Here is a 2,882-nt window from a genome sequence, read left to right as displayed (position 1 = left end):
CTGCGCCAGAGCTCCGATAAACTTATTTATTGCAAAATATCAGCCAAACTAATTAAACAGGGCACAAGACTGATAATTAATGGAATAATACACGATATTTCCAAACAGAAACAACTCGAGGATGCCCTGCGCCTGGCTGATATATCAAAAGAAGCAGCTCTGGCCAAAAATGAATTTATAGCCTCGCTAAGCCATGAGTTACGAACTCCACTGAATGCCATTATTGGGGTCAGCAATTTGCTTTCCAAAACAAAAATAGACTCTAATCAGATGGAATACATAGATATTATCCAGCACTCAACTGAATCTCTTTTAGTTCTTATTGATGAGGTGCTGGATTATTCCAAAATAGAAGCAGGCAAGATGGAGCTGGATAATAATGTTTTCGATATCCGCGAGGTGCTGGATACTGTTATAGATATGCTATCACTCAAGGCTGCAGAAAAAAATATAGAATTATCCTGTTTGGTCACTCATAATATCCCCACACTGGTAATGGGAGATGGCATCAGGCTGCGGCAAATACTTCTGAATCTATTATCAAATGCCATAAAATACACTAATCAGGGGGAAGTACAAATCAATGTATCCTTAGTTGCCGACACAGGTTCATCTTACAGAATAAGGTTCGATATTATAGACACCGGCATCGGTATTCCCAGCAACCGCTATAAGGATATTTTCGACTCTTTCGAACGTCTGAAGTCATCAGGAAGCCACCGGATAGAGGGGACAGGTCTGGGCCTGGCCATAGCCAAAAGGCTGACTAACATGATGGGAGGCGAAATAGACTGCATCAGCATAGAAGGGAAAGGCTCAAAATTCTGGGTACTTCTTAATTTTAATAAACTTCAAAATCACTCTTCGGACATGAAACAAGATTCTTTTTTATTTCTGCGTAAACGCATCCTTATAGTTAACCCCATTGAAAAAGAAAACATTATCTTGTCCGAACATCTGAAGTACTGGGGCAGCCGTTATCATATTTGCAGCAATGGCCACGATGCTATAAACAAACTGCGGGCGGCTTCTCATGATGAAGATTGCTATGATGTTATTATCCTCAATTATGAAATTCCCAATATGTCCTGCCAGGAAATAGTTTCATCCATAAAAAATATTAAAGGGCTTGAACAAACAAAAATCATACATCTGGTACCGTTTAGTCATCAGCACAATATACACTTCGACAACAGTCTGTTCGCAGCCGCAATAACTAAACCGATCCGCATTTCTCATTTAAAACATTCCATAGAATTGGCCTTTAAACAAATATCAACAGACATACCTGAACCAACAAAAACGTTTACCGGTTTGTTTAAAGAGTTTTCTGCTTCAAGACCCAATATTCTGCTGGTAGAAGATAATCCGGTCAATCTGGAAGTAATGAAAAAAATTCTATATCAGATGGGACTGGAGGTACATTTAGCTATTAACGGAAAAGAAGCGGTAAGCAAGTTCAAAGCTAATAAATATGATCTTGTATTTATGGACATTCAAATGCCTGAAATGGACGGTATTGAAGCAACCAAAAGGATCAGACATATGCCCAAAGGGAAAAAAATACCGATAATTGCCATGAGTGCTTATGTGATGAACCGTGAACGGGATAAAGCATTTAAAGCAGGAATGAACGATTATATAACGAAACCAGTAAATTTTAAGGAACTTGAATCCGTAATCTCTCTGTACCTTTCAGGTTTGTTCAGATTTAACGATTCAAATCCCGGCCCTACAAAAAGTACCGATAGCTCAGAGATGACAAATAGCATCTTTAACTATACTGATTTAATGCGGAGATTATCTGTTGATAAATCATTTGATGACCCTTCTTTTATTTCCGACCTCCTGCTTTTGTTCATAAATACAACAACTGAAAAAATAGAAAAAATGGAAATAGCCGTTGACAAGAGGAATACACCAGAAATCATCAGAATAGGACACTTTCTAAAAGGGTCCGCGAAAAATATCTGTGCTATAGATTTAAGCAAATTAGCCGAATCAATCGAAAACGCAGGTCATAGAAATGACTGGAATATTATCTATAAGTTAGTGATAAATTTTATTCAGGAATTCCAGGTTTTTAAAATGGAAACCATGGAATATATTTCGAAAAAATAGCATGCTATCGGAAACTGACAGGTTAGTATTCAAAATTTTCTATTGTAAAAACCCTCTAAAACCCCTATAATTTTCCGAGGTTAATACGGAGAGGTGGCCGAGTGTCCCGAAAAACAGTCCACGCTGGAAGCGGGACTTAGTTTTTCGAGGATCCTCGAAATTTCATCGAAAGCAGAGCTTTCGGAAATTTCGGGAGTTAATGGCAGATGTATACTGTATATATACTAAAAAGTACGAATAAAAATAAGTTTTACATAGGACAAACAAGTAATTTGGATAAAAGATTGGCAGAACACAATGCCGGTAGAGTAAAATCTACTAAGGCATATACACCATATAATGTAATCTATCAAGAAGAATATGGTAGCAGAAGTGAAGCGATGAAAGTTGAGAAAAAATTAAAGAACCTGAAAAGTTCTGTTAAACTAATGCAATATGTAGAAAAATGCATGTATTAAATATGGAGAGGTGGCCGAGTGGTTAATGGCAGCAGACTGTAAATCTGCCCGGTTTTACCGTACGTAGGTTCGAACCCTACCCTCTCCACCATCAGAAAATGTCATCAGGCGCTTCCCAAATAATATGATTAAAAAATAAAAGCAACTTTGGTTCGAAGCCAGACGAACGCGCGCGATAGCTGCGATAAGCGACCAGGATGGGAGCGAAAGTGCGTCTGGCCGGCCCTGTAAGAATTGATACGATGTCAATGATGGAAGGGCGAACCCTACCCTCTCCACCAATCTTCGCTTCACCACGAGCTA

3 protein-coding genes and 1 tRNA gene are annotated in these 2,882 nt (G+C 38.5%); 3 read left to right on the top strand and 1 reads right to left on the bottom strand.

All coding sequences use genetic code 11. From position 1 onward, the window contains the following. The 3 genes from PHV30_12095 to PHV30_12085 all read left to right on the top strand — a co-directional run. Positions 1–2,121, top strand: a 2,121-nt coding sequence (locus PHV30_12095) for a response regulator (protein MDD5457752.1), incomplete at its 5' end; no start/stop codon positions are given. Between the two features lie 206 nt (positions 2,122–2,327). Beyond that, on the top strand, positions 2,328–2,579 hold the full coding sequence (locus PHV30_12090; protein ID MDD5457751.1) for a GIY-YIG nuclease family protein: 252 nt from the start codon (positions 2,328–2,330) through the stop codon (positions 2,577–2,579). Positions 2,580–2,583: 4 nt separating this feature from the next. After that, positions 2,584–2,670, top strand: a tRNA-Tyr gene (locus PHV30_12085). On the opposite strand, the gene PHV30_12080 is transcribed toward PHV30_12085, so the two are convergent. Beyond that, the coding region (locus PHV30_12080) for a hypothetical protein (protein ID MDD5457750.1) at positions 2,671–2,882 on the bottom strand (212 nt) is incomplete at its 5' end. It abuts the tRNA gene before it with no gap.

This window comes from Candidatus Margulisiibacteriota bacterium (assembly GCA_028715625.1).
Taxonomy (GTDB): Bacteria; Margulisbacteria; Riflemargulisbacteria; order GWF2-35-9; family GWF2-35-9; genus JAQURL01.
The sequence above is the reverse complement of the archived record's forward strand: the minus strand, read 5'-3'. Positions and strand labels throughout refer to the sequence as shown.